We start from the raw sequence: 23647 nt of genomic DNA, 5'->3' as shown, positions 1-23647 counted from the left end.
ACCGCCTTCGCATGTCGCAAACGAAACGCCCTTGATGTCGATCAAACACCATTTGGCTGGCCCCGGAAAGCCGGGACAGAGACCACTCTGGCGGATGAACTACACGAATTTGCGAAAGATGCGGGCCGCGTCGAACATGTCTTCGAGGGATTTCATGCGCTCGCGGGTGCGATCCCATGCGGCCTCCTGCACGGCCGCGATCAGCGTTTCCGAGAGGAGCGTCATCGCCACGGTCGAATCCCATGCCGAGGGGACTGCGATGCGGCTGCTGAAGGTGAACTCGGCCAGCCGACTGATGGGCGACTGCCACTGGTCGGTCATCAGCACGATGCGCGCGCCCTTGGCGGCGGCGAACTCGGCCAGCTTGAGCGTCGAGTTCTCGTAGCGGCGGATGTCGTAGATGACGACGGTGTCGGATTCCTCGAGGTCCAGCAGCGCATGTGGCCATGCGTTCGAGGTGGCGCGGATGTGGTGCACGCCTTTGCGGATCACCTGTAGGTGAAGGTACAGGTACTCGGACAGCGCGTGGGTGATGCGGCCGCCCGCGATGTAGACCGGGTGGCTCTCGTCGGCGAGCATGGCGGTGACCGCGTCGAACTCGCCCGGATCGACCCCGGCAAGGGTCTGGCGGATATTGCCGATCACCGCATCGGTAAAGCGGTTCAGGATATGGCCGTGCGGCGCGGTCTCGGACCAGCTGTCGCGCTTGGCGATGGGGTTCGAGATCTGCGCTTCCAGTTCCTCGCGCAGCGCGGCCTGGAATTCGGGGAAGCCGGAATAGCCCAGCTTCTGCACCATCCTCGCGAGGGTGGGGCTCGACACCCCGGCCTTTTCGGCGAGGCGGGTGATCGAGCCGAGGCCGGACATGGGGTAGTTTTCGAGGATCACACCGGTGACCTGACGCTCGGCCCGCGTCAGCGAGTCCTGCACCCGTTTCAGTCGCTCCTGTACCGTGTCGTCCACTGTCCGGGTCCGTCTCCGCCTTGCCAGTTTTGTAACCTTATTTTCATTCCAATCAGAAAAGAAGAGAAACTTTCAGAAATCAGGTTGACAGGTCGCGGGGCGGTGACGAAACCTGAGCCTGTTGGGGGAAATATGACCGGCCACCAGAAGATGTTCACTGCTGCAACCTTCGAGGGGCCGGAAGGACCGGCCCCGGTTCTGCTGTTGTGCGAGCATGCCTCGCGCGAAATTCCGGAACAATACAAAGGGCTTGGCCTGTCGCCCGAGGTGGCCCGCAGCCACGTGGCATGGGATCCGGGCGCACTGGAACTGACGCGGCTGCTGTCGCGGGCACTGTCGGTTCCGCTGGTCGCCGGGAATGTGTCGCGCCTGCTTTATGACTGCAACCGCCCGCCCGAGGCGCCCGACGCGGTGCCCGCGGTCAGCGAGATCTACGAAATTCCCGGCAACTTCGACCTCTCGGCGCAGGAACGGGCCGAGCGGGAAGAGCTGATCTACCGCCCGTTCTGCAAGGCCGTGGACGAGGCCATCGAACGCGTCAATCCCGTGGCAATCGTCACCGTGCACAGCTTTACGCCGGTCTATTTCGGGCGGCACCGCCGGGTCGAGATCGGCGTGCTCCACGACAGCGACAGCCGGCTTGCCGATGCCATGCTGGCGCGGCTCGAACGGACGGAAGAAGCAGTGGAACGCAATCAGCCCTATGGCCCCGACGACGGGGTTACCCACTCGCTGCTCAAGCACGCGCAGTCGCGCGGTCTGCTCAACGTGATGCTGGAGGTCCGCAACGACCTTCTGGCCGATCCCGAGGGGATCGAGCGGGTGGGGATGCTGCTGGGCGGCGCGCTGGCGCTGTCGCTGGCCGACACCGGGGCACTGGCGCAGGGGGGCAGGGGATGACCGGGGCACTGCGCGGCTACATCCGCATCATCGACGGGTTCAACTACCGGGTCGGGCGGATCATGATGTACGGCATCTTCGTCATGATGGCGATCCTGCTGTACTCCTCCGCGTCGAAGATCATGGGCACGCCCTCGCTCTGGACGCTCGAGATGGCCCAGTTCGCGATGGTCGCCTACTACATGATCGGCGGACCCTACTCGATCCAGATGGGCTCGAACGTGCGGATGGACCTGCTCTATGCCGAGTGGAGCACCCGGACCAAGGCCTGGGTCGATGCCATCACGGTGCTGGCGCTGATCTTCTACCTCGGCGTCCTGCTCTACGGCGGGCTTGCGTCCTTCGCCTATTCGCTGGGCCATTTCGGCGGCAGCCCCATCGCCTTCTTCAGCGAGCTGTTCCACGCTTTCTTCACTGGCGGGACCGAGGCCGCGGGCGAGGTGCTGGGCTTTATCGAACGCACCGCCAGCCCCTGGCGCCCGGTCGTCTGGCCGGTGAAATTCCTAATGTGTATCGGGGTCTTCCTCATGCTGCTTCAGGCGATTGCCGAGTTCTTCCGTGACATTCTTCGCCTGACCGGAGACGCCGCCTGATGTCCTACGAGATGATCGCCATCCTGATGTTCTCGTCGATGATGCTGATGCTGCTGACCGGGCAGCGCGTCTTCGGCGCCATCGGCTTTGTCGCGGTGGTGGCCTCGCTGCTGCTGTGGGGCGACCGGGGCGGCTACGACCTTGCCTTCTCCTCGGCCATGAAGCTGATGAAGTGGTATCCGCTGCTGACACTGCCGATGTTCATCTTCATGGGCTACGTGCTCTCGGAATCGAAGATCGCCGACGATCTCTACCGCATGTTCCACGTCTGGATGGGCGGGCTGCACGGCGGTCTCGCCATCGGCACCATCGGCCTGATGGTCCTGATCTCGGCCATGAACGGTCTGTCGGTCGCCGGGATGGCCATCGGGGCCACCATCGCGCTGCCCGAACTGCTGAAACGCGGATATGACAAGCGGATGGTCAGCGGGGTGATCCAGGCGGGCTCGTCGCTCGGCATCCTCGTCCCGCCCTCGGTGGTTCTGGTCCTCTACGCCATGATCGCGCGCCAGCCGGTCGGCCAGCTCTGGCTCGCCGGGGTGATCCCGGGGCTGATGATGGCGGCGCTCTTCGTCATCTACATCGCCATCCGTTGCCGGTTGCAGCCGAACCTCGGACCCGTGCTGAACGCCGAGGAGCGCAACGTTCCGATGGGCGAGAAGATCCGCCTTCTGGGGGCGGGGCTGCTGCCGCTCTTTATCTTCTTCGTGATGATGGTGCCCTTCGTCAAAGGCTGGACCAGCCTTGTCGAAAGCTCGGCCATCGGTGCCATCGCCGCCTTCCTTGCCGCCGTGGTCAAGGGACGGATGAACCGCACCGTGTTCGAGACCTGCGTGAAGAACACGCTCGGCATCTCCTGCATGTTCATGTGGATCATCCTCGCGGCGCTGTGTTTCGGCGCGGTGTTCGACGGGCTGGGCGCGGTCAAGGCCATCGAGTCGCTGTTTACCGAAAAGCTCGGCCTCAGCCCCTGGGCCATCCTGATCCTGATGCAGGTCTCGTTCCTGCTGCTCGGCACCTTTCTCGACGATACCGCCATGCTGGTGATCGTCGCGCCGCTCTACGTGCCGCTGGTGGGCGAACTCGGCTTCGACCTGATCTGGTACGGCGTGCTCTATACCATCACCTGCCAGATCGCCTACATGACGCCGCCATTCGGCTACAACCTGTTCCTGATGCGCGCGATGGCCCCGCCCGAGATCACCATGCGCGACATCTACGGTTCGATCACGCCCTTTGTCATGGTGATGGTACTGGCGCTTGTCATCGTCATGCTGGTGCCCGAGATCGCGCTCTGGCTGCCCGATTACTTCTACAACAAATAACCAGACCCCCGGCAAAGGGGGCATGACCAACTGGACCCGACAACAAGGAGAGAGACGGATGACCACAAGACGTAAGTTCCTGACGACCGCCGCCCTGGGCGGTGCCGGGACGCTGGCCGCCCCGGCCATCGTCAAGGCCCAGACCCCGATCAAATGGCGCTTCCAGACCTACGCCGGTGCGGCGCTGGGCGAGCATGTGACCAAGCCCGCCATCGACTACATCAACAACGCCGCCAACGGCGAGATGGAGATCGAGCTGTTCTACGCCGACCAGATCGTTCCCACGGGCGAACTGTTCCGCGCGCTGCAGACCGGCACCATCGACGCGGTCCATTCGGACGACGACTCGATGGCGGCGCCGACCGAGGTGACGGTCTTCGGCGGCTACTTCCCGCTGGCCACCAAGCACTCGCTCGACGTTCCGGTGCTGTTCAACCAGTACGGCCTGGCCGACATCTGGCGCGACGCCTACAAGAAGGTCGGCGTGACCTGGCTCTCGGCCGCCGGGCAGGACCCCTGCAACTTCAACACCAAGAAGAAGATCACCTCGCTGGCCGATCTCGACGGGCTGCGCCTCTACACCTTCCCGACCGCGGGCCGGTTCCTCGCGCAGTTCGGCGTGGTGCCGATGTCGATCCCCTATGAAGACGCCGAAGTCGCGGTGCAGACCGGCGAACTCGACGGCATGGCATGGTCGGGCATCACCGAGGACTACACCGTCGGCTGGGCCAACGTGACCGACTACTTCCTGACCAACAACATCTCGGGTGCATGGATCGGGTCGTTCTACGTGAACGAGCAGAAGTGGGCCGACCTGCCGGAGCACCTCAAGTCCGTCGTGATGGCCGGGATCGAGGCCAGCCACACCTATCGCAACCAGTGGTACTGGGGCGGTGAGGCAAAACTGCGCGCCACCGGGGACAAGCTTGAACTTACCTCGATTCCCGCAGAAGAGTGGAAGCAGGTCGAAGACGCGGCCAAGGTATTCTGGGACGAGATCGCCGAGACGAACGAGACCTCGGCCAAGCTCGTGAAGATCTTCCGCGAGTATAACAGCGTGATCGAGAAAGCCGGTCCGCCGTACACCTTCGGATAAAGGAACCGGCCCCTAACGGGGGCCGGCATGGATGGAATTGGGGCGGCCTCCCTCGGGGCCGCCCCGCTGACGGTAGAGAGGAAGGCAAATGCCCGGAAACCTGACGTACGAGGAATTGGCCGCCGCGGTTGCGGAAGAACGGATCGACACTGTGCTGGCCTGCACCGTGGACATGCAGGGCCGCCTGATGGGCAAACGGTTTCATGCCGCGCATTTCATCGACAGCGCCTACAAGGAAACGCATTGCTGCAACTACCTGCTGGCGACCGATCTCGAGATGTACACCGTCGAGGGCTATGAATCGACCAGCTGGGAGCGCGGCTACGGCGACTACACCCTGCGCCCCGACCTTTCGACGCTGCGCGTCTGCGCCTGGCTCGAAGGCACCGCGATGGTGCTCTGCGACATGCTCGACCACCACGGCCACGCGCCGGTCGAGCATTCCCCGCGAGAGATGCTGAAGAAGCAGATCGCCCGGCTGAACGAGATGGGCTATGCGCCGATCACCGCGACCGAGCTCGAGTTCTTCATCTTCGAGAAGAGCTATGCCCAGCTGCATGACGAGCACTACCGCGAGCTGAAGCCGCTGCTGCACTACAACATCGACTATTCGATCCTGCAGACCGGCAAGGACGAGCACGTGATGCGCGCCCTGCGCAACGGCCTCTACAAGTCCGGCATTCCGGTCGAGAGCTCCAAGGGTGAGGCCGAAACCGGGCAGGAAGAGCTGAACATCCGCTATGGCGCGGCGCTCGAGACCGCCGATTTCCACACCATCGCCAAGCACGCGGCCAAGGAAGTGGGCGAGCAGCAGGGCCATGCTGTGAGCTTCCTGCCGAAATGGAAGATCGACAAGGTCGGCTCCGCCGCGCACGTCCATATCTCGCTGCGCGACAAGGACGACAAGCCCGCCTTCTTCGACAAGGACGCCGAGCTCGGCATGTCCGAACTGGCGCGCCATTTCCTCGGCGGGCTGCTGAAGTACGCGGGCGAGGTGACCTATTTCTTCGCGCCCTACGTGAACAGCTACAAGCGCTTCCAGAAGGGCAGCTTTGCCCCCACGCGCCGGGTCTGGTCGGTCGACAACCGCACCGCCGCCTTCCGCATCTGCGGGGACAGCACGCAGGCCGTGCGCATCGAATGCCGGGTGCCGGGTTCCGACGTGAACCCCTACCTCGCCATGGCGGCGATGATCGCCGCAGGCATCAAGGGCATCGAGGAAAAGCTCGACCCCGGCTCGCCGTCGACCGGGGACGCCTACGAGGGCGACCGGAAGGAAATCCCGACATCGCTGATCGCCGCCACGGTGGCGCTGGCCGGGTCGGAGATGCTGAAGGACGCCTTCGGCGAGGCGGTGATCCGCCACTACACCCATGCCGCAACGTGGGAGCAGGAATGCTTCGACAACGCGGTCACGGACTGGGAGATCGCCCGCGGGTTCGAGCGGGCCTGAGGACTAAACGATATGACACAAGTGCTGAAATGCATTTCCCCCATTGACGGTTCGGTCTTTGCCGAGCGCCCCGTGCTGTCGGCTGAGGCCGCGGCGGATGCTGTCGCACGCGCAACCAAGGCCCAGAAGGCATGGGCCGCGCGCCCGCTGGGCGAACGGATCGAGCTGGTGATGAAGGGCGTCGCCCGCGTGGGCGAGATGAACGACGAGGTGGTGCCGGAACTGGCCCGCATGATGGGCCGCCCGGTCCGTTACGGCGGCGAGTTCCGTGGCTTCAACGAGCGCGCCTCCTACATGGCCGAGATCGCGGCGCAGGGCCTTGCGCCCATCGAGATCGAGGACAGCGCCACCTTCCGCCGCCTGATCAAGCGCGAACCGCATGGCGTCGTGCTGATCATCGCGCCGTGGAACTACCCCTACATGACGGCGATCAACGGCGTCGCCCCGGCGCTGATCGCGGGAAATACCGTGGTGCTGAAACACGCCACCCAGACCCTGCTGGTGGGCGAACGCATGGCGCGCGCCTTCCATGAAGTCGGCGTACCCGAGGACGTGTTCCAGAACCTCTTCCTCGACCATGACACCACAGCGAAACTGATCGCGGCCAAGTCCTTCGGCTTCGTCAACTTCACCGGCTCCGTCAGCGGCGGACAGACCATCGAGCGCGCGGCGGCGGGCACCTTCACTGGCGTCGGGCTGGAACTCGGCGGCAAGGACCCGGGCTACGTGATGGAGGACGCCGACGTTGCAGCGGCCGCCGACACGCTGATCGACGGCGCCATGTTCAACTCCGGCCAGTGCTGCTGCGGGATCGAGCGGATCTATGTCCACGAGAGCCTGTTCGACGACTTCCTCGCCAAGGCAGTGGAGATCGTGAAGGGCTACAGACTCGGCAACCCGCTGGAGCAGGAGACCTCGATCGGGCCGATGGCCAACGTCCGCTTTGCCGAACTGGTGCGCGCCCAGACCGCCGAGGCCATCGCGGCAGGGGCCACGCCCCATATCGACACCTTCGCCGGGGATGACGGCGGCGCCTACCTGACGCCGCAGATCCTGACCAATGTCGACCACTCCATGCGCGTCATGCGCGAGGAAAGCTTCGGCCCCGTGGTCGGCATCATGCCGGTCAAATCCGACGAAGAGGCGCTGGCGCTGATGAACGACAGCGACTTCGGCCTGACCGCCTCGCTCTGGACGCAGGACGTGGAGCGCGCCGAGCGGCTCGGCGGCCAGATCGAGACCGGCACCGTCTTCATGAACCGCGCCGACTATCTCGACCCGGCGCTTTGCTGGACCGGGTGCAAGCAGACGGGCAAGGGCGGTTCGCTCAGCCTGATCGGCTATCACAACCTGACCCGGCCCAAATCCTACCATCTGAAAAAGGTGACGAAATGACCCTCACCGGTAACTGGTCCTACCCGACCGCGATCAAGTTCGGCGCCGGCCGCATCAAGGAACTGGCCGACGCTTGCAAGAGCGCCGGCATCTCCCGGCCGCTGCTGGTGACCGACAAGGGCCTCGCAAGCCTGCCGATCACCACCCAGGCGCTCGACATCCTCGACGCTGCGGGCCTCGGTCGCGCGCTCTTCTCCGAGGTCGATCCGAACCCGAACGAGAAGAACCTCGCCGCCGGTCTCGAGGTCTACCGCGCAGGCGGCCATGACGGCGTGATCGCCTTCGGCGGCGGCTCCGGCCTCGACCTCGGCAAGATGGTCGCCTTCATGTCGGGCCAGACCCGGCCCGTCTGGGATTTCGAGGATATCGGCGACTGGTGGACCCGCGCCGATCCGGCGGGGATCGCGCCGATCATCGCGGTCCCGACCACCGCGGGCACCGGCTCGGAAGTGGGGCGCGCCAGCGTCATCACCAACTCCGAGACACACGTGAAGAAGATCATCTTTCACCCCAAGGTGCTGCCGACCGTGGTGATCTGCGACCCCGAACTGACCGTGGGCATGCCCAAGATGATCACCGCTGGCACCGGCATGGATGCCTTCGCCCACTGCCTCGAGGCCTATTGCTCGCCCTTCTTCCACCCGATGAGCCAGGGCATCGCGCTCGAAGGCATGCGGCTGGTGAACGAATACCTGCCGCGCGCCTATGCCGACGGCACCGACATCGAGGCCCGTGGCCAGATGATGGCGGCGGCGGCGATGGGGGCGGTGGCCTTCCAGAAGGGCCTCGGCGCCATCCACGCGCTGAGCCACCCCATCGGCGCAGTCTACAACACCCACCACGGCACCACCAATGCGGTGGTGATGCCCGCCGTGCTCGCCTTCAACCGCGTTGCGGTGGAGGACCGGCTGGACCGTGCTGCGGCCTACCTCGGGATCGAGGGCGGCTACGAGGGCTTCTGCGCCCGGGTGCTGGAGCTGCGCAAGATGCTCGGCATCCCCGACCGCCTGTCCGAGATGGGCGTCGGCACCGACCGTATCGACGAGCTGACCGAAATGGCGCTGGAGGACCCGAGCGTCGGCGGCAACCCGGTCGAGATGAACCTGCAGAACACCAAGGCGCTGTTCATCGAGACGATCTGAGAACAGGGGCGGGGGGCGCCGCCCCCCTCACTCCACGGCTACCCAAAGCAACTCTCGCAGTTCTTTGGGTTGCAAATATCCCGGGGAGCGCGAGGGGCTGGCCCCTCGCTCCCGCACTCTCCGCCGCCGGCGTCCTACTTCATCTCGATCTCGACAAAGGACAGCGGCCCGTCGCCCGCGTTCTTCACATCGTGCTTCACGCCCTTGGGGCGCAGGTAGCTGTCGCCGGGCTTCACCGGCTTCTCCGTCACCACGCCTTCGGCCTCGTAGGCCATGATCGAGTCGGTCAGGATCACAACGCAATAGTCCATGCCGTGCTCGTGCCAGCCTGTCGTCGCGCCGGGGGCAAAGTCCCAGCGGGTGACCTTGGTGCGCGCATCCTCGGCCAGAACGGTGGGCACGGCGGCGATGGTGGATTCGAACGGCATGGGAGCTCCTTCCTGCAACTGACCGGGCCGAGCTTAGCCTCTTTGCCCGGCCTGTCACGCCCCCGCACCGGCATCCCGCCCTGCAGCGGGCGCATGGCCGTTGGCCGTCCGGCCTAGAGCTTGCGCAGGTAGGCCCAGGACACGTAGCCCCGGAAGCCCCGCGCGCCGTCGAGCGAGACCTCGCACCAGCGGGTGCTGCCGGTCTGCTGGCACTGGTGAACCCGCAGCCGGGTGCCGTTCGGCAGGCCCAGCACAACCTTGTAGCCGGTGCCGGGGCCCGCGCGCATCTTGAGCATGTCGTCGCCGTCCACGCCCGACACCTCGTATTGTCCCATCGGGGCCGCCACGGCCGGGCCGGGCAGGGGCATCGCCAGCAGCAGCACCGCCGCCAGACCGCCCATCATCACGCTGCGCATCATTCTCTCCTGTCGTTTGCCTCGCCCGAGTTCTAGGGCCTCGCCGCACCGAAAGGAACAGCGAGCTGCGGTCCCGGCAACTCCCCCCGAAAGCGGGGACTTGTCATTCACCGGCTCCGCCCCCACTCTCTGCCGCAAGAGGGAGGACCGCATGTTTCTTGTTCATCACCTGAACAACTCGCGCTCACAGCGCATTCTCTGGCTGCTGGAGGAACTGGAGGTCAGCTACGACCTGCGCCGCTACGAACGCGATGCGGTCACCAACCTGGCGCCGTCCGAGCTTGCCTCGGTGCATCCGCTCGGAAAGGCGCCGGTGCTCGAACACGACGGCCGCAAGATCGCCGAGAGCGGGGCCATCGTCGAGTACATCTGCCACCGCTATGGCCGTCACCTGCTGCCCCGCGTGAACAGCGACGAGGCGATCACCCATCTCGAGCTGATGCATTTCGCCGAGGGGTCGGCCATGCTGCCGATCCTGCTGCAGCTCTACACCTCTCGGCTGGGCGAGGCGGGCAAGCCGCTGCATCCCCGTATCGAACAGCAGCTCGACAGCCATTTCCACTTCATGGACAAGATGTTGCGCCCCTCGGGGCACTTCGTGCTCGATGATCTTTCCGCCGTCGACGTGATGATGAGTTTCCCGGCCGAGATCGCGGTGCGCCAGGGCTGGGGCAAGCGCCTGCCGCGCCTTGCACAGTTCGTCGAGGAGATCCACGCGCGGCCCGCCTGGAAACGGGCGATGGAACGCGGCGGCGCCTACAGCTTCGCCTGACTCCATCGGCGCGGCGGGAGGGCCCGGCGCGCCGACTTGCGGAACTCCGCTCCGCAGAGCGGAAGAGACCTTGTGTTCCGCGCCGGGGCGCCTAATCTCCGGCCCGGAGGAAGAGGAGGAGGAACCGTTCCCATGGTCGAGATCAATCCGCCGATGCCCGAGGTGGCGCCGCAGGAGACCATTGTCGAGATGATCCGCGTCCGGGCGCAGGAGCATCCGGAGAAGGAGGCACTGGTCTGCGGCGACACCCGGCTGACCTGGGGCGCCTTCGATACGCGGGTGAACCGCGTGGCCAATGCGCTGATCGCGCGCGGGATCGGACGGGGCGATAACGTGGCCGTCCTGTCGCCGAATTCCATTCCCTACGCCGAGCTGTTCATCGGGATCACCCGCGCCGGGGCCTGCATCACGCCGCTCTCGACCATGGCCTCGCCCGAGGCGCTGGAGAAGATGATGGCCGATTGCGGGGCCCGCGCGCTGTTCCTGGCCGAACAGTACCGCGACCTTGCCGCTCCCTTCGTCGACCGCCTTGACTGTCTCAAGGTGGCGATCGACTTTGCCGCGCCGGGCTTCGAGGACTACGAGACCATGCTGGCCGGGGCCGAGACGACCGACCCGATGGTCGAGATCGACATGTCGGACCCGGTGAACCTGATCTATTCCTCGGGCACCACCGGCACCCCCAAGGGCATCCTGCACAATCACTGGATGCGGGCGGCCCAGATGGACCGGGTGGAGGCCAACGGCTATGCCGACGAGGCGCGGACGCTGCTCTCGACGCCGCTCTATTCCAATACCACCATCGTCGCCTTCCTGCCGACGCTGGTGGGCGGCTCCACCGTCGTGCTGATGCCCAAGTTCGACGCCCGCGAGTATCTCAAGCTGGCCGAACGCGAGAAGATCACCCACACCATGCTGGTGCCGGTGCAGTACAAGCGCATCATGGACGTGCCCGAGTTCGACAGCTTCGATCTGTCCCTGATGCGGATGAAATGCTCGACCTCCGCACCGCTGCGCGCCGACGTGAAGGCCGACGTGCTGGCGCGCTTTCCGGGCAAGCTGGTCGAGTACTACGGCCTGACCGAGGGCGGCGGGGTGACCGTGCTGATCGCCGACGAGACCCCGCACAAGCTGCACACCGTGGGCCAGCCCGCGCCGAACTGCGAAATCCGTCTGATCGACGAGGCCGGCAAGGAAGTGGCCAAGGGGCAGGTGGGCGAGATCTGCGGGCGCTCGCCGACCATGATGGCGGGCTACTTCGGGCGCGAGGACCTGACCTCCGACTACATCTGGCGCGACGCGGCCGGCAATGCCTACTTCCGCTCCGGCGACATGGGCTCCTTCGACGAGGACGGGTTCCTTGTCCTCTCCGACCGCAAGAAGGACATGATCATCTCCGGTGGTCTGAACATCTATGCCAACGACCTCGAACTGGTGCTGCTGGCCGATCCGGATGTGGTGGACGCGGCGGCCATCGGTGTTCCGTCCGACGCCTGGGGCGAAACCCCGCTGGGCCTCGTCGTGGTGCGCGCGGGGACGAGCCGCTCGGCCGACGACATCCGCGATGCGGCGAACGCCAAGCTGGGCAAGAGCCAGCGCCTGTCGGGCGTCGAGATCCGGGACGAGCTGCCGCGCAGTTCCATCGGCAAGATTCTCAAGCGCGAGTTGCGGGTGCCCTATTGGGAGAAACAGCCCGCATGACCATCAGCAGCCCCATCGGCGTGCTGGGCGGCGGGCTCATCGGCATGAGCTGGGCCAGCCTGTTCCTCGCGCGCGGGGCCGAGGTCATCGTGGTGGACCCACGTCCCGAGGCGGTCGAGGACCTCGACCGCTTCGTCGCGGCAGCCTGGCCCAATCTCGCGGCGCTGGATCTGACGCTCTCCGCCACCCCGGCGCGGGCGACCGTCACCACCGACATCTCGGCGCTCTCCGGCGCGGTCTACGTGCAGGAGAACGGCCCGGACAGGATCGGGATCAAGCAGGATCTCGTGGCCCGGCTGGAAGAGGTTATCGCGCCCGACGTGATCATCGCCTCCAGCACATCCTCGCTCAAGGCCAGCGACATTCAGGCCCATGCCCGCCACCCCGAGCGCATTATGGTGGCGCACCCGATGAACCCGCCGCACATGGTGCCGATGGTCGAACTGGTGGCCGGTGACAGGACCGTGCCCGAGACCGTGGACCGGGCCGAGGCCTTTTATCTCGAGATGAAGCGGGTGCCGATCCGGGTGAAGAAGGAGGTCGCGGGGCATCTCGCCAACCGCCTGACCTCGGCGCTCTACCGCGAGGCGGTGCACATGGTCGCCGAGGGCATCGCCGATGTGGCCGACATCGACAAGGCCATCGCCTATGGCCCCGGGATGCGCTGGGCGCTGATGGGGCCGCACCTGACCTATCACCTCGGCGGCGGGGCTGGTGGCTATCGCCACTACCTCGATCACCTCGGCCCGACGCAGGAAGCGCGCTGGCGCGAGCTGGGCGAGACGCCTCTCTCGGAGGCGCTGAAAGACAGGCTGGTGGCCGGGGTCGAGGCGGAATTGGCGGGGCAGGACGAGGCGACCTTGACGCAGCGGCGAGATGCTGCCCTTGTGGCGCTCGCCGGACTCAAAGCCAGGTTCGGCCTCTGAAATACACTCTCCGGGAAAGGAAACACTACCATGAACGGCGCCGAAAGCCTTGTGCGCAGTCTTATCGCGAGCGGGGTCGACACCTGCTTTACCAATCCCGGAACGTCGGAAATGCACTTCGTCGCGGCGCTGGATCACGTGCCCGGAATGCGTTCGGTGCTCTGCCTGTTCGAAGGCGTGGCGACCGGGGCGGCTGATGGCTACTGGCGCATGGCGCGCAAGCCGTCCTGCACCCTGCTGCACCTCGGGCCCGGCCTCGCCAACGGGCTGGCAAACCTGCATAACGCCAAGAAGGCGGCCTCGGGCATCGTGAACATCGTCGGCGAACATGCCGAGACCCATCGCGAGCTGGATGCGCCCCTGATGTCCGATATTCCCGGCCTGGCCCGGCCCATGTCGGCATGGGTGCACACCTCGGAGAGCGCGGCGGATGTCGGCGAGGCCGGTGCCCTTTCGGTGCAGGCGGCCAGCACCGGCGCAGGCAAGGTGGCAACGCTGATCCTGCCCTCCGATACTGCGTGGACCGACGGCGCGAGCGTGCACGAGGCCGGTCCGGTTCCGGCCCGCGCGCTCCCCGAGGCCGACAAGGTCGCAGACGCGGCGGCGGCCCTTGGCGGCGCGGATACCCTGCTGCTTCTGGGGGGCGAGGCGCTGAGCGTCGAGAACCTCGAACGCGCCGGACGGATCGCGGCCAAGACCGGCTGCCACCTGTTGTCGGAGTGGTCGAACGCCCGCATGGAGCGCGGCGCGGGCCGCGTGGTGGTCGACCGGATTCCCTATCCGATCGACCTCGCCCTGAAGCGCCTCGAACCCTATCGCCGCATCGTGCTGCTCGGTGCGCGCGCGCCCATCGGCTTCTTCGCCTACCCGGGCAAGCCTGCCGTCCTGACCGCCGAGGGCACCGAGATCGTCGAACTCGCGAACGTCGATGCCGACCTCACCGCCGCGCTCGACGCGCTGGTGGCGGCCACCGATGCCGCCGGGATCGAACCGGCCCACGTGGCCGCGCGCGAGGTACCCCCGGTGCCCAGCGGCCCGATCACCCACGAGAGCATGGCGCAGGCCATCGCCGCCACCCTGCCCGAAGGGGCAATCGTGGTGGATGAATCGGTGACGACCGGGCGCGGCTTCGCCTCGTGGACCAAGGGGGCGGAACCTCATACGTGGCTCAACAACCTCGGCGGCTCCATCGGTTATGGCATGCCCGTCGCCATCGGCTGCGCCGTGGCCTGTCCAGACCGTCCCGTCCTTGCCCTGACCGGCGACGGCAGCGCAATGTATACGGTGCAGTCGCTCTGGACCATGGCGCGGGAAGAGCTGAACGTGACCGTGGTGATCTTCGCCAACCGTTCCTACCAGATCCTGCGGGGCGAGCTGACCAACGTCGGCGTGCAGAACCCCGGTCCGCGCGCGGTGGACATGCTGTCGCTCGACCGCCCGGTGATCGACTGGGTGCAGCTGGCCCGTGGCATGGGCGTCGAGGCCGTCCGGGTGGAAGAGGCGGGCGACATGGCCAAGGCCATCGACACCGGTCTCGACCACAAGGGACCCTACCTCGTCGAGGTGGTCTGCTGACCCCTCGTCAGCCGATCACGCTGTCGCTGAAGTGAAACACGGTGCCGATGTCGATATCCTCGACATCGGTGCGCTTCAGGTTGGCGATGTGATCGCCGTCCACGAAGAAGGCCGTGGCCCGACGGTACTGCATGAGCTCCAGTTCGGCGTCCTCGGCAAAGCCGCTCAGGACGATCCGGTCGACCCCGATCTGGAAGTCGCGGATTTCGTCGCAGCCGGTTTCGCCCGCGACGAAGAGGAAGGTATCCTTGCCCGCGCCACCGCAGAGGATGTCCCAGCCGTCGCCGCCTGACAGCAGATCGTTGTCCTTGCGCCCGCGCAACTCGTCCGCGCCGCTGCCGCCGAACAGGCTGTCATTGCCCCGGCCGGTCATCAGCAGGTCGCGGCCCTCGTTGCCCATGACGACATCGGCGCCCCCGAGGCCGCAGATCGTGTCGTTGCCAAGGCCGCCCTCGATGGTATCGGCGATGCTGCGCCCGACCACCATGTCGTCGCCCGCGCCGGCAATGGTCAGCCGCCCGTCAAGGCGCGAGCGCATCTCGTCATCGCCGCCACGGGTGAACAGCGCCTCCCAGCGCAGCTCCGCCTCGGAGGCGATGTTCCGGCCCAGTTCCTGACCCATCAGGTTGCCATCCTGGATATGGATGCCGCCGTAGAGCCGGCTGATCCCAGCCTCTTCCGCCGCTTCGGTCAGGGTGGACCACTGCAGCACTACCGGGTCGCCCGTCATCGTCTCGAACGACAGGCCGGTGGCGACGTATTGGCCCAACAGATCGACGCCGCCGACATGGTCGAGGTCGTAATTCCCGAGCGTGGTGCCGTCGTAGTAGGTATCGGAGCCCACGTAAGCGGCGATGGTGTTGGCCGCCGACATCGAAAAGGTCGAATGGCCCGACACGAACTCGGGGAAGGGCGGGGTGACGAAGGTCACGTTCTGGTAGGGCTGCCAGTCCTGCCCCAGCATGGTGACGGTTCCGGCGTCCGGCCCGCCCCAGGCCTCGATCTCCTGATCCTGGTAGAGGTAGCGGATCGCCGACTGCGGGCGGATCGAGTTATAGGCGTACTTGGCGTCCCATGTCGCGATCCCGGCGTCGAAGAGCGCCGCGTTCAGGGCAAAGAACATCTTGGCGTCGTCGTCGATGCCGTGCCCTTCACGCAGGGCGATATCCTGCGCGATCTGGTTCCAATGGCCCGGAGGGGACTCGGTGCGCGGCCCGTCGGCCCAGTACTCGGCGATGACCTTCTCGCGGTTGGTCAGCGTGGCGCTCATCTCCATGACCTCGGCGAACTGGTCGCGGTAGGCCTGATCGTTGGTGGTCACGTTGCCAAGCCCGTCCACGTATTCCGAGAAATCGCCAAGGCGGGGCGGCGCGTCGGGTCGGAACTGGTCTCCGGAACTCAGTGCAAAGGCATCAACCTGTCCCCAGTGCGGGGTCAGCGCGGGCTGGTCCACATAGGTGCTCGGGTCGTCGTTGTCGTAGATCGGCACACCGTTCTCGTCGGTCAGCGTTCCGTTCGGGATCCGCAGCGGTTGCCAGGCGTTCGGGTCGAAATCCGCGCCGCCGGTGCCCGACTCCGAGGTTTCGTCGGGGCTGTTCACCGCGACATAGCCGGTGGTGTCCTTGTAGCCGTTCTCGCGGTTCGACCCGTCGCCCTCGCGCGCGGCAAGGACGGTCTGAGCCGCGAGATTCCCGACCCCGGCCGCCGTCGAAGGGTCGGTGGAGGCGACCGTTGGGTCGTAGCCCTGCGCTTCCATGAAGGCATCGAACGTCGCCTTCTGGTTCGGAAAGAAATCCACCAGTGCCCGGTAGGCGGCGTAGCTGACAGCCTCGGCCTTGTTGGCCTCGGTGTGTTCGCCCACCGGGCGTTCGATATTGCCATAGTGCCCGTAGGCGGCCGTGTCGTAGGCCGCCCAGGCGTCGTAGATCGCGGAAGACACCAGGTGAAGCTGGTAGGTGGTTTCAGTGGGCTTTGCCGAACCCGAGCGAATGGCGTCAAGCATGAGCTCGTTCCACTGCGCCACAATTGATTGTTCGTAAGGCAAACGGGGTCCTCCCGTTGCTGGTTGCGTCATCGAAAATCCGGTCCGCTGCGAGGCGTCCCGCTCAAAATCCCGATCACGCTAGCGCGAGGAGGACGGGCGGAAAAATCCCCATTTGGGGACCCGCCCGCCGCATGCGCCGATTCAGGCCGGGGCTGTGCCCGGCGCCGAAGGCTCTCAGAACCGCCAGTAGCCGCCGTCGATCTGCAGCAGCTGGCCGGTGTGATAGGCCGAGGCATCGCTCATCAGGTAGACCGCGATGCCGCCGAAGTCGGCCGGGGCCCCCCAGCGCCGCACCGGGATGCGGCTGCCGGCGGCCTGCTTGAACTTGTCATTCGAGAAGGTCTGCTCGGTCATCTCCGTCTCGATCCAGCCGGGCAGGATCGCGTTGGCGGTGACGCCGTAGCGCGCGAACTCGACCGCCAGCGCATAGGTCATCGCGTTCAGCGCGCCCTTGGACGCGGCGTAATGCTCGTTGCGCGCCGCACCCGAAACCGAGGCGAGGCTCGACACGCAGGCCAGCCGCCCGCCGGGATCGCCCGCCTCGGCGCGGGCCACCATGTGGCGCAGCACGGCCTGGTAGGTGTGATAGACCCCGTCGAGGTTGACCGAGAGCACGCGCCGCCATTCCTCGGGCTCGATATCAAGGAACGAGCGCGCGCCGCGACCCGAGACACCGGCATTGGCAAAACACCCGTCGACGCGACCGAACCGGTCGAGCGTGGCGGCCATCTTGGCCTCGACATCGGCCCGGTCTGCCACGTTGCAGACAAAGCCCTCGGCCTCGACCCCATGCGCCCGGAGCTTTTCAACCGCCGCCGCGTTCTTGTCGGCGTTGGTGCCCCAGATGGCGATGCTGGCCCCGGCCTCGGCCATCGCCTCGGCCATGCCGAGGCCGATGCCGCCGTTTCCGCCGGTGACCAGCGCCACCTTTCCGCTCAGATCGAATGTCTTTCCCAAGGTCTTCTCCTCCCTCTTAGGTCTGTCTGTCCGCGATCAGGCTGCGACCCCGGCGGCAATGCGCTCCATCGCCTCCGCCGCGATCGCAAAGCTCTGCCGCCGCGAGTCCTGGTCGTGAATGTTGCCGTTGAACATGATCTCGTCCGGCCGGTGCCGCTCGATCAGCGCCCGCAACTCGGTCTCGACCTGTGCCACGGGGCCGTGCACCGCCACGCTCAGCGCCTGGTTCACCATGCGCAGGATCGCCGGGTCCAGCACCGCCGCGATGTCGTCCACCGGGCGCGGCAGGGGGCCGGGCTGCCCGGTGCGCAGGCGCGCAAAGGCCAGTTGCATGGAGGATTTCAGCCGGATCGCCGCCTCGGCGCTCTCGGCCCCGAAGGCGTTCACCGCGAGGATGAAGTAAGGTTTCTCGCAGGCCGCGGAGGGCTGGAAGTGGCTGCGGTAGATCTCGCGGGCCTGATCCAGCGCGGCGGGTGCGAAGTGCGAGGCAAAGGCGTAGGGCAGGCCCAGCTGCGCCGCCAGTTCGGCGCCGAAGAGGCTCGAGCCGAGGATGTAGACCGGCACATGCGTCCCGGTTCCGGGCACGGCGCGCACCGGCTGACCCGGCACAGCATCGCCCAGCAGCCCCATCAGTTCCACCACGTCGCGGGGGAAGTTGTCGGCCATGTTCTGGTTGCGGCGCAGCGCATAGGCCGTGGACCCGTCGGTGCCCGGCGCCCGGCCAAGGCCAAGGTCCACGCGCCCGGGATAGAGCGTGGCGAGGGTGCCGAACTGCTCGGCAATCAGCAGCGGCGAGTGGTTCGGCAGCATGATCCCGCCCGAGCCGACCCGGATGCGCTCGGTGCCCTGCAATACGTGCTGGATCACCAGCGAGGTCGCCGCGCTGGCGATTCCGGGCATGTTGTGATGCTCGGCCAGCCAGAACCGGGTAAAGCCATGCGCCTCGGCATGGCGGGCCAGCGCCAGCGAGTTGGCGAGAGACTGGGCAGCGCTGCCGCCTTCGGTGATCGGGGAAAGATCGAGGATCGAGTATCGGGTCAATTTGCGCTCCGCAGGTTCCGGGGCACAGTATCAGCCCCCATGCTGGTGGAAAGGGCACCGTGACGATCCGCGCGGCGGGCCGGGCACCGGGGAGTCACATATGGGCGCAGGGGGCGCTTCGCAATAATCGCTCGAAGTTTAGCGAAACCGATCCAGAGCGGTCCGGGCGCTGCATCGCAGAGGGGAGGGAATAGCGCGGTTTTACCGGGCTACACGTACTTTTCTTTTGATATTGCAATATTTTGAGGGGTGGTTGCCTTCGTTCCGCAGCCCCGGGTGCGCGTGCTTTTGGGAGCGATAGACCCGCCGGGGCTGGCTTCACCGATATTTAAGTCTTTGGCGCCAACCTGACGTCAGCACCTGGGAGCAGGGGCCGGAAAAAGGATGGAGTCCGAGATGAGAACTGTTGCGCTTTCCACGCTCTGGCTGCTGTTCGCTATGCCCCTGCACGCCAGCGGGAGCCAGTCGGCCATGCTGGACTACGTGAACCAGACCGCCCGCGCCTGGTTCCAGACGCCCGAGGCACAGGAGGCGATCGCGCAGAGCAACCACGCCCATGCGGGACTGTCCGAGGAGGAACTTATTGAACTCGACGGCGTCTGGCGGGCGGAGGTCGGTCACGTGGACACACCGGTCATCGACGCGATGCTCGACTCGCCGCTGTCACGCGCCCTGAGGAAGAGCGTCGAGGATAGCGGCGGCATGCTGACCGAGATCATCCTGATGGACAACCGCGGCATGAATGTCGCCGTCAGCCACGTGACCTCCGACGCATGGCAAGGCGACGAAGCCAAGTTCCAGGAAACTTTTCCCAAGGGGGGTGACGCGGTGCACCTCTCCGAAATCGAGCTCGACGAGTCCTCGCAAACCTACCAGGTGCAGGTCTCCTTCGTCGTCACGACTGCCGACGGCGTTCCCATCGGCGCCGCCACCATCGGCCTGAACGCCGAGGCCTTCTAGGTTCCTCTTCCGCCGCCCACGCGAAATCTGACGTCAGGAGACACAACAGGCATGTCCCGCGCACCCAAGCTCAGCCTCAATTCGATGCTCGCCAAGATCGCCCTCGTGCTCGCCATAGCCGTCGGTGCCGTCAGCGGAACCCTGACCTACTTCGAAGGGCGCTCCGCCGCGAACCTCACGCGCGATTTCGTCGCGAACCTTGCCCTCGAGCAGACCACCCTGATCAGCGAAATCGTGGCTGGCGCCGTGAAGTTCCGCAAGGCCGACCAGATCACGGCCTCCCTGGATCAGGCCATGAAACAGTCTCGCGGGCAACTGGTCGGCGCCATCGCGATCGGTGCGGACGGCGAGATCGTCGCCGAAGTCGAGGCCGCCGCCGAAGCCGGCACGGAGCACCGGGCCGCGGCACTGACCCTGGCCAGGCAAGCCCTCGAGACAGACGAGACAGCCACCGCGATGGACGGTCTGCTTGTCGCCATCCCGCTGCATTTCGGGGCCAACGGCGACATCGTGGGCGCCATCGTCAACGCCTGGACCCCGGAAAAGCTGAGAGAGCAGTTCCGCGCCGAAGGTCGGGTCGCGATGATCATCGCCGGCGTGGTCTTTGCCATCTCGGTTCTCGCCTGCCTGTTCCTCTTCCGCCAGATCGTGATCGTGCCGCTCAATCGCTCTCGCGCGGTGATCCAGGCGCTGACGGAAGGGAACTACGAGGTCGACATACCCCAGGCCCGGCGTCGCGACGAGATCGGCTCGATCGGCCGCTCTCTGGTCACCCTGCGCGACACCCTGACCGAGGCCGCGGAGGCACAGCGGGAATCCACCTTCAAGGGCGCCGCCTTCACCGCCGCATCCTCGGCTCAGATGATCACCGACGAAGACCTCACGATCACCTATGTGAACCCGAAGATGGTCGAACTCATGCGCGCTCTCAAGGAAACCGTGCGCGAAACCATCCGCGATTTCGACGCAGAGAAGCTCGTCGGCCAACCGATCGAGATCTTCCACGGCCCCGGTCGGTTCCCGGGAAGCAAGCAGGAAATCCGCCGCGCCCTGCAAAGCCGCAAAGGTGCCCCGTTCGTCACCACCCTGCGCTTTGGCGAAGCACGCATTGCCCTGACCGTCTCCAGTGTCGTGGGCGACGCTGGCAAACCACTGGGCCACGTTCTGGAGTGGAAGGACGTGACCCAGGATTGGCTGAACCGGGCGGTAATCGAGGCCATCGAAGCCAACCAGATCAAGGCCGAGTTCGACCTCGGAGGCGATTTCCTTACCGCGAACCCCAGAGCCCGGGAGGCCCTCGGAATGGGCGAACGTGACACCCGCGGGATGGCCTTTCACGAAATGCTGCCGGGCGGGGCAGGGGACAGAACGGCGAAGACGCTTCTTCAGGACGTTGTCGGCGGCGAAGCCTACATCGGCAAGACCACCCTTCGGACGCGCGGCGCAGAAGAGCTCGTACTCGATGGCAGCATCACCTGCGTGCGCAATCCCAAGGGTGAACCGATCAGGGTCCTGTTGCTTGGCAACGATGTGACCCTGCAGGAAAAGGAGCTGAGCGACTCCCGTGCCCAGCGGCAGGTTGCGGAGCGCCAGCAGAACGAAGTTGTCGACGCGCTGCGTGTCGGCCTGCGCAAGCTCAGCGGCGGGGACCTGACGGCCTCCATCGAGAAGCCCTTTGCCGGCAGCTACGAAGAGCTCCGGGTCGACTACAACGGCACGGTGGCCAACCTGGCAAAGGCCCTGCGGGACATCGCCGAGAACGCCGAGAACATCCACAACGAGGCACGCGACATCAGCACGACCGCCGATGGCCTGTCCCGCAGAACCGAAAGTACCGCGGCCACCCTCGAGGAAACCGCCGCAGCGCTGGACGATCTGACAACCTCGGTCCGTGCGGCCGCGAGCGGTGCAGCCCGTGCAGATGAGGCGGTAACCGCGGCGAAGGGCAACGCCGAAGACAGCGGTCGCGTCGTGCTCGACACGGTCGCAGCGATGGACCAGATCGCCGAAAGTTCGGATCGGATCACCTCCATCATCAAGGTCATCGACGACATCGCGTTCCAGACCAACCTGCTCGCCTTGAATGCAGGTGTCGAAGCGGCCCGTGCCGGCGACGCAGGCCGTGGATTTGCAGTCGTCGCTTCGGAGGTGCGCGCGCTCGCACAACGCTCCTCGGATGCCGCGCGGGAAATAAACGAGTTGATCGCCAAAAGCGGAAGTCAGGTTAAGACCGGTGTCGACCTGGTCGGACGTACCGGCAACGCTCTGCGCCAGATCGTGGACTCCGTAACCGAGATCTCTACTCTCGTTTCCGACATTGCGACTTCGTCCAAGCAGCAATCCGCGAGCCTCGCCGAGATCAACAAGGCTGTTACACAGCTGGATCAGTCCACCCAACAGAACGCAGCGCGCCTTGAAGAAACCACGGCGGCCAGCGACGCCCTCCGGAATGACGCAGTCTCCCTCGTCGAAACAGTTTCACACTTCAAGATGTCCGAGGAAACCAGCGAAACCGGCGGTGTCGTACAGCAACGTCACAAAAAGCGTCAGTCTCCAACCAACCCCAAGGTGGACACACGCTCGTCCCCAGTTGCTGAAGTCGGAGTGTCGATGGCAGCCCGGGCTGCGAAGCCTATCGAGAAGGCGGCGGCTGAATGGGAAGACTTCTAGCCGGAGCCGGCAGCGCACTTCTCGATGAAGATGACGATGATCCCAGATGCTGAAATTGAACATTGATCGAAGAGGTAGTGCTGCAGGTGGCCGGGTTCACAAAAGAAATAGAGAGCGGGGAACTTCGGATCGAGCATGTGATCCAGGGGGAGTACCGGGTGTCCGACGACCCAGGGATCGTGCTCACTACGATCCTCGGCTCCTGCGTGTCACTTTGTCTGTGTGATCCGACGGCTCGGGTAGGTGGCATGAACCACTTTCTGCTTCCCGAAGGCAGTGGAAAGGGCGGGATGGGTTTCCGCTACGGTCTCCTCGCAATGGAATTGCTAATCAATGGCCTGCTGAAGAAGGGGGCTGATCGAAACAGACTGCAAGCAAAGCTCTTCGGAGGGGCAATCATGAATGACAACCTCGCGCACATTGGTGAGTCAAATGCGATCTTCGCCCGAAAGTTCCTGCAAGACGAAGGGATCCACTGCCATTCAGAAAGTCTCGGAGGCGCTCAGGCTCGTCGAATTCGCTTCGTTCCAACAACCGGTTCGGCGCAGCAGATGATGCTGCGTGAACAGATCGAACTCGAATCTCCTCCAAAGCCGCCGTCTGCCAGTACCAACAACAATGTGACACTGTTTTGAGGGGAGGCCCCGTCATGGCTGAACGGATCGTACTTGGAGAGAGGCTCGACAGCGCTGCTGCGCGAACATTGCTCTCCGCTCTCCAGGAGTGGCAGGGAGGCGACATCGAACTCGACGGCGGTGACGTACGAGGGATTGGCGGACTTGCAGCACAGGTTCTTCTCGCCGCTAGTCGGGCCTGCAAGTCGGAAGGAACGGCTTTTCGGATCATTGCGTCCGAGCCTATGCGCAAAGATCTGGAGAGACTGGGGCTCGAAGAAGAGCTGCTCGCTCAGGAAGGGCAATCATGACGATTAAGGTTCTTGCGATAGATGACTCGCGTACCATCCGAGAAATGCTGCGGCACACCCTCACCCAGGGTGGTTTTGAGGTGCACGTCGCCGAAGATGGTATCGATGGCATGGAGAAGCTTCCCCAGGTTGCCCCAGATGTCGTGATCACCGACATCAATATGCCCCGTATGGATGGCTTTGGAGTAATTAACGCAATCCGGGCCGAGGCAGAGTTCGCTGGGATGCCGATCCTAGTGCTCACCACCGAGAGCGCCCAGGATCTCAAGGAACGGGCGCGCAACAGTGGTGCAACCGGTTGGATCGTGAAGCCCTTTGATGACGGAAAACTGATCGGCACCATTCGTCGTATCACGGTGGCATGA

22 protein-coding genes are annotated in these 23647 nt (G+C 65.3%); 16 read left to right on the top strand and 6 right to left on the bottom strand.

Annotation, left to right across the window (positions count from 1 at the left end):
* Nucleotides 1-99: 99 nt before the first annotated feature.
* Nucleotides 100-963: a MurR/RpiR family transcriptional regulator gene (locus DDT93_RS13645; RefSeq protein ID WP_232825456.1), complete on the bottom strand. Its 864-nt coding sequence runs from the start codon at nt 961-963 to the stop codon at nt 100-102.
* Between the two features lie 132 nt (nt 964-1095).
* Between DDT93_RS13645 and DDT93_RS13640 the strand changes: the two genes are divergently transcribed.
* The 7 genes from DDT93_RS13640 (at nt 1096) to DDT93_RS13610 (ending at nt 8867) form a co-directional block, all read left to right on the top strand.
* Nucleotides 1096-1863, top strand: a complete 768-nt coding sequence (locus tag DDT93_RS13640; RefSeq protein ID WP_109466409.1) for an N-formylglutamate amidohydrolase — start codon at nt 1096-1098, stop codon at nt 1861-1863.
* The gene (locus DDT93_RS13635; RefSeq protein ID WP_109466408.1) at nt 1860-2456 is read left to right on the top strand and encodes a TRAP transporter small permease subunit; all 597 of its coding nucleotides are present in this window, start codon (nt 1860-1862) and stop codon (nt 2454-2456) included. The genes DDT93_RS13640 and DDT93_RS13635 overlap by 4 nt, the downstream gene beginning before the upstream one ends.
* Entirely contained in the window at nt 2456-3781 is a 1326-nt protein-coding gene (locus tag DDT93_RS13630; RefSeq protein WP_109466407.1) for a TRAP transporter large permease, read from the top strand. Before DDT93_RS13635 ends, DDT93_RS13630 begins: the two co-directional genes overlap by 1 nt.
* Nucleotides 3782-3839: 58 nt before the next feature.
* Nucleotides 3840-4877, top strand: coding sequence for a TRAP transporter substrate-binding protein (locus DDT93_RS13625; protein ID WP_109466406.1), 1038 nt, complete (start codon nt 3840-3842; stop codon nt 4875-4877).
* 88 nt (nt 4878-4965) lie between these two features.
* Entirely contained in the window at nt 4966-6330 is a 1365-nt protein-coding gene (locus DDT93_RS13620; protein ID WP_109466405.1) for a glutamine synthetase family protein, read from the top strand.
* Between the two features lie 12 nt (nt 6331-6342).
* Nucleotides 6343-7725: an aldehyde dehydrogenase family protein gene (locus DDT93_RS13615; RefSeq protein ID WP_109466404.1), complete on the top strand. Its 1383-nt coding sequence runs from the start codon at nt 6343-6345 to the stop codon at nt 7723-7725.
* Nucleotides 7722-8867: an iron-containing alcohol dehydrogenase gene (locus DDT93_RS13610; protein ID WP_109466403.1), complete on the top strand. Its 1146-nt coding sequence runs from the start codon at nt 7722-7724 to the stop codon at nt 8865-8867. Before DDT93_RS13615 ends, DDT93_RS13610 begins: the two co-directional genes overlap by 4 nt.
* A 134-nt stretch (nt 8868-9001) precedes the next feature.
* On the opposite strand, the gene DDT93_RS13605 is transcribed toward DDT93_RS13610, so the two are convergent.
* Together DDT93_RS13605 and DDT93_RS13600 are read right to left on the bottom strand one after the other, a co-directional pair.
* A complete protein-coding gene (locus tag DDT93_RS13605) occupies nt 9002-9295 on the bottom strand; it encodes a cupin domain-containing protein (protein WP_109466402.1) in 294 nt (97 codons plus the stop codon).
* 113 nt (nt 9296-9408) lie between these two features.
* Nucleotides 9409-9711, bottom strand: coding sequence for an SH3 domain-containing protein (locus DDT93_RS13600; RefSeq protein ID WP_109466824.1), 303 nt, complete (start codon nt 9709-9711; stop codon nt 9409-9411).
* Between the two features lie 151 nt (nt 9712-9862).
* Here DDT93_RS13600 and DDT93_RS13595 point away from each other — a divergent pair, with 151 nt between their 5' ends.
* From DDT93_RS13595 to DDT93_RS13580, 4 genes are all read left to right on the top strand, one after another.
* Nucleotides 9863-10483 carry a glutathione S-transferase family protein gene (locus DDT93_RS13595; RefSeq protein WP_109466401.1) on the top strand — a complete coding sequence of 207 codons (621 nt, stop codon included), beginning with the start codon at nt 9863-9865 and terminating at the stop codon, nt 10481-10483.
* A 132-nt stretch (nt 10484-10615) separates the two neighbouring features.
* Nucleotides 10616-12184 (top strand): class I adenylate-forming enzyme family protein, encoded by a 1569-nt coding sequence (locus tag DDT93_RS13590; protein WP_109466400.1) that lies wholly within the window; start codon nt 10616-10618, stop codon nt 12182-12184.
* A complete protein-coding gene (locus DDT93_RS13585; RefSeq protein ID WP_109466399.1) occupies nt 12181-13110 on the top strand; it encodes a 3-hydroxyacyl-CoA dehydrogenase NAD-binding domain-containing protein in 930 nt (309 codons plus the stop codon). The genes DDT93_RS13590 and DDT93_RS13585 overlap by 4 nt, the downstream gene beginning before the upstream one ends.
* 30 nt (nt 13111-13140) lie before the next feature.
* Nucleotides 13141-14685 carry an acetolactate synthase large subunit gene (locus DDT93_RS13580; protein WP_109466398.1) on the top strand — a complete coding sequence of 515 codons (1545 nt, stop codon included), beginning with the start codon at nt 13141-13143 and terminating at the stop codon, nt 14683-14685.
* Nucleotides 14686-14692: 7 nt separating this feature from the next.
* On the opposite strand, the gene DDT93_RS13575 is transcribed toward DDT93_RS13580, so the two are convergent.
* The 3 genes from DDT93_RS13575 to DDT93_RS13565 form a co-directional block, all read right to left on the bottom strand.
* Nucleotides 14693-16687, bottom strand: coding sequence for a DUF6851 domain-containing protein (locus DDT93_RS13575; RefSeq protein WP_232825455.1), 1995 nt, complete (start codon nt 16685-16687; stop codon nt 14693-14695).
* 216 nt (nt 16688-16903) lie between these two features.
* On the bottom strand, nt 16904-17686 hold the full coding sequence (locus DDT93_RS13570) for an SDR family NAD(P)-dependent oxidoreductase (protein ID WP_109466396.1): 783 nt from the start codon (nt 17684-17686) through the stop codon (nt 16904-16906).
* A 36-nt stretch (nt 17687-17722) separates the two neighbouring features.
* Nucleotides 17723-18727: an LLM class flavin-dependent oxidoreductase gene (locus DDT93_RS13565; protein WP_109466395.1), complete on the bottom strand. Its 1005-nt coding sequence runs from the start codon at nt 18725-18727 to the stop codon at nt 17723-17725.
* A 396-nt stretch (nt 18728-19123) separates the two neighbouring features.
* Here DDT93_RS13565 and DDT93_RS13560 point away from each other — a divergent pair, with 396 nt between their 5' ends.
* The 5 genes from DDT93_RS13560 (at nt 19124) to DDT93_RS13540 (ending at nt 23647) form a co-directional block, all read left to right on the top strand.
* Nucleotides 19124-19687, top strand: a complete 564-nt coding sequence (locus DDT93_RS13560) for a hypothetical protein (RefSeq protein ID WP_157960174.1) — start codon at nt 19124-19126, stop codon at nt 19685-19687.
* Nucleotides 19688-19738: 51 nt separating this feature from the next.
* On the top strand, nt 19739-22357 hold the full coding sequence (locus DDT93_RS13555) for a methyl-accepting chemotaxis protein (RefSeq protein WP_109466393.1): 2619 nt from the start codon (nt 19739-19741) through the stop codon (nt 22355-22357).
* 62 nt (nt 22358-22419) lie between these two features.
* Nucleotides 22420-22992 carry a chemotaxis protein CheD gene (locus DDT93_RS13550; protein ID WP_408607936.1) on the top strand — a complete coding sequence of 191 codons (573 nt, stop codon included), beginning with the start codon at nt 22420-22422 and terminating at the stop codon, nt 22990-22992.
* Nucleotides 22993-23006: 14 nt separating this feature from the next.
* Nucleotides 23007-23282, top strand: coding sequence for an STAS domain-containing protein (locus tag DDT93_RS13545; RefSeq protein ID WP_109466392.1), 276 nt, complete (start codon nt 23007-23009; stop codon nt 23280-23282).
* Complete coding sequence (locus DDT93_RS13540; protein ID WP_109466391.1) at nt 23279-23647, top strand: response regulator; 369 nt, start codon at nt 23279-23281, stop codon at nt 23645-23647. Before DDT93_RS13545 ends, DDT93_RS13540 begins: the two co-directional genes overlap by 4 nt.

The sequence above is a fragment of the Albibacillus kandeliae genome (genome assembly GCF_003116585.1).
In the GTDB taxonomy this organism is placed as follows: Bacteria; Pseudomonadota; Alphaproteobacteria; order Rhodobacterales; family Rhodobacteraceae; genus Albibacillus; species Albibacillus kandeliae.
The sequence above is the reverse complement of the archived record's forward strand: the minus strand, read 5'-3'. Positions and strand labels throughout refer to the sequence as shown.